The sequence below is a fragment of the Geminicoccus flavidas genome, from assembly GCF_009806515.1.
Classification (GTDB): domain Bacteria; phylum Pseudomonadota; class Alphaproteobacteria; order Geminicoccales; family Geminicoccaceae; genus Geminicoccus; species Geminicoccus flavidus.
The window spans coordinates 1-2,703 of the sequence record NZ_WUJP01000921.1; the positions used below are offsets into that span (position 1 = coordinate 1).

The following is a 2,703-nucleotide window of genomic DNA, read 5'->3' on the forward strand; positions in this document are numbered from 1 at the left end:
CAGCGCCATGCCATAGGCGGCGGTCCCGCCGATCAGCGGCGCGCCGCGCACCAGCATGGTCTCGATCGCCGCCGCCGCGGCTTCCAGGTCGGGCAGGTCCGCCACCACGAACTCGTGGGGCAGCCGGGTCTGGTCGATCACCCGGACCTTGTGGTCCGCCTCGGTCCAGATGGTGCGATAGGGACGCCCCTCGATGCGCATGTCGTTTGTACCACTTTCTCGGCCGCGGGATACGGGCGGCATGTGGGGACGGCAACGGCGTGGTTGCAAGCGGGACCATGGTCCGATTATAGGAATATCAGCCTTAACACGCGCAGCCGAGGAACTCCGTCATGACCACCCTCCGCTTCACCGACCGCGGCCCCGAGGTCAAGCGCATGCAGGAGCGCCTGACCCTGCGCGGCTTCCGCCCGGGCTCCGCCGACGGAATCTTCGGTGCGGCCACCGAGGCGGCGCTGATCGCCTTCCAGCGTGCCCAGGGCCTGCTGCCCGACGGCGTCTATGGTCCGAAGACGCGGCTGCGGCTGGATCCGGCGGGCATCCTGCAGAAAGCCGAGCCCTATCTCTTCCTGTCCGCCGACCTGGTGGCGAAGATGTTCCCGGCCACGCCTGCCGGCAACATCGCCCGCTTCCTCCCGCTGATCCTGGCGGCACTCAAGGCGTCCGGCATCGCGGACAAGCCCATGATCCTGACCGCACTGGCCACCATCCGCGCCGAGACCGAAGGCTTCCTGCCGATCGAGGAGCGGGTGTCGCGCTTCAACACCTCGCCCGGCGGCAAGCCCTTCGACCTCTACGACCAGCGCGCGGATCTTGGCAATCGCGGCCGGCCCGACGGTGAGCGCTATCGCGGCCGCGGCTTCGTCCAGCTCACCGGCCGGGCCAACTACACGACGATCGGCAAGGCGCTGGGCATGGGCATGGCCTTGGTCCAGGATCCCGCTCGCGCCCTGGAGCCGGAAACCGCGGCCAGGATCCTCGCGGCCTTCCTCCACCCCCACGAGCGGGAGATCAAGGAGGCCGTGCTGGATGGCGACCTCCTGCGCATCCGCCGGCTGGTGAACGGCGGCAGCCACGGCTTCGGCCGGTTCGCCGACGCCTTTTTGCGCGGCTTCCGCCTGATCGAGGACCCGGTCTGGCCGGCGGGCGAGCTGGACGCCGCGATCCGCGCTCGCCCGGACCTGCGCTCGACCTGAATCGGCCTGCTGTAGAATGGAACCCGGGCCTGCCGGTCTCGTTCCCCGCCCAAATCCGTGCAACCCGGAGGGAACGATCATGCCCAAGATCGACCAGGCCCGCATCCTGATCATGGCCACCGACGGCTTCGAGCAGTCCGAACTCATCGTGCCGCGCGACAAGCTGCGCGCGGCCGGCGCCAGGGTCGAGGTGGCTTCGCCGTCCGGCCAGGAGATCCGCGGCTGGGACGAGACCGACTGGGGCGAGACGGTCCCCGTCGACCTACCGATCGACCAGGCCAAGATCGACAATTACGACGCACTGGTCCTGCCGGGCGGACAGATCAACCCGGACAAGCTGCGCACCGAGCCCAAGGCGGTGGACCTGGTCAAGCAGTTCGTCTCGTCCGGCAAGGTGGTGGCCGCGATCTGCCACGGCCCTTGGCTCCTGGTCGAGGCCGACGCCCTGCGCGGTCGCAAGGTCACCTCGTTCCAGTCGATCAAGACCGACGTCGCCAATGCCGGCGGCAACTGGGTCGACCAGGAGGTGGTGGTCGACCAGGGCATCATCACCAGCCGCTCGCCCAAGGACCTGGACGCCTTCGTCGGCAAGATCGTCGAGGAGGTGCAGGAAGGCCGCCACCAGCGCGCCGCCTGACCTTCCCGGAGCCGGCCTGAAGCCCGGCTAGACCCAGCGGATCAGCACCACCCCGCCGGCCAGCATCGCGACGCCGATCAGGCGCGGCAGGTCGATGGGGTGGCCCGGCACGCCCAGCAGGGCGAAATGGTCGATCAGGATCGAGGCGATCAGCTGGCCGGCGATGAAGATCGCCACCGTGGTCGCCGCCCCCAGCCGGGGTGTGGCCATCAGTGCTGCCAGCACGTAGAGCGCGCCGATGATCCCGCCGATCCACATCCACCACGGGCCCGCCACCAGCTCGCGCAGGTTGGGGGCCGGCAGCCGCCCCGCCACCACCAGCACCGCCATCAGGCAGGTGCTGACGAACACCGAGATCAGCGCCCCGTAGATCGGGTGCCCGGCGCGCGACGCCACCTGGGCGTTGAGCAGGGGCTGCATTGAGATCCCGGCTCCCATGACCGCGATCCAGGCCCCCAGCAGAAACTGAATCAAGCCGCACTCCCCGAACCGGCACCCTCGCCTAGCATGGCCGCTGCCGCTAGAGTGCGCCAGCCGCGCCCTTAGCTCAGCGGATAGAGCAACCGCCTTCTAAGCGGTAGGTCGCAGGTTCGATCCCTGCAGGGCGCGCCATTCCCGAACAAGAGCGAGAACCGAGGGCGCCGAGGCCCCGCGCGGCAGTCCGGGCCGGAGGGAGGGTCACAGGCTGCACCATCTCAGGCGTCCTGCCGGACAGATGGCAGGGAAAGAGAGACCGCTCGCGCCATCGAGAACCGGCGCGTGCGACCTCAAGGGAAAGTCGCTAGCCTGTCTTCGGCCCGGAGCCGGCACTCGATCAGGAAAGGTGGCAGGCATGAACCTGGAAGATCTGTACCGCCTGCTGCGCAGCGA

3 protein-coding genes, 1 tRNA gene and 1 pseudogene are annotated in these 2,703 nt (G+C 69.1%); 3 read left to right on the forward strand and 2 right to left on the reverse strand.

Translation table 11 applies throughout. The features are described 5' to 3' along the window. Nucleotides 1-201, reverse strand: a pseudogene (locus tag EQG76_RS26530) (S-methyl-5-thioribose-1-phosphate isomerase); the annotation flags it as partial. Nucleotides 202-332: 131 nt separating this feature from the next. Between EQG76_RS26530 and EQG76_RS26535 the strand changes: the two are divergent. Both EQG76_RS26535 and EQG76_RS26540 read left to right on the forward strand, forming a co-directional pair. After that, nucleotides 333-1,196, forward strand: coding sequence for a peptidoglycan-binding protein (locus EQG76_RS26535; RefSeq protein ID WP_159717889.1), 864 nt, complete (start codon nucleotides 333-335; stop codon nucleotides 1,194-1,196). A 79-nt stretch (nucleotides 1,197-1,275) separates the two neighbouring features. Next, nucleotides 1,276-1,833 carry a type 1 glutamine amidotransferase domain-containing protein gene (locus EQG76_RS26540; RefSeq protein WP_159717891.1) on the forward strand — a complete coding sequence of 186 codons (558 nt, stop codon included), beginning with the start codon at nucleotides 1,276-1,278 and terminating at the stop codon, nucleotides 1,831-1,833. 27 nt (nucleotides 1,834-1,860) lie between these two features. On the opposite strand, the gene EQG76_RS26545 is transcribed toward EQG76_RS26540, so the two are convergent. Further along, the gene (locus tag EQG76_RS26545) at nucleotides 1,861-2,307 is read right to left on the reverse strand and encodes a DMT family transporter (protein WP_159717893.1); all 447 of its coding nucleotides are present in this window, start codon (nucleotides 2,305-2,307) and stop codon (nucleotides 1,861-1,863) included. Nucleotides 2,308-2,369: 62 nt separating this feature from the next. Here EQG76_RS26545 and EQG76_RS26550 point away from each other — a divergent pair. Continuing rightward, nucleotides 2,370-2,445: transfer RNA gene (locus tag EQG76_RS26550), tRNA-Arg, on the forward strand. Nucleotides 2,446-2,703 lie beyond the last annotated feature (258 nt).

Bases quoted from the DNA above. Each gene is read 5' to 3' on its own strand.
- EQG76_RS26540 (WP_159717891.1), top strand. From the start codon at position 1,276: ATGCCCAAGATCGACCAGGCCCGCATCCTGATCATGGCCACCGACGGC.
- EQG76_RS26535 (WP_159717889.1), top strand. From the start codon at position 333: ATGACCACCCTCCGCTTCACCGACCGCGGCCCCGAGGTCAAGCGCATG.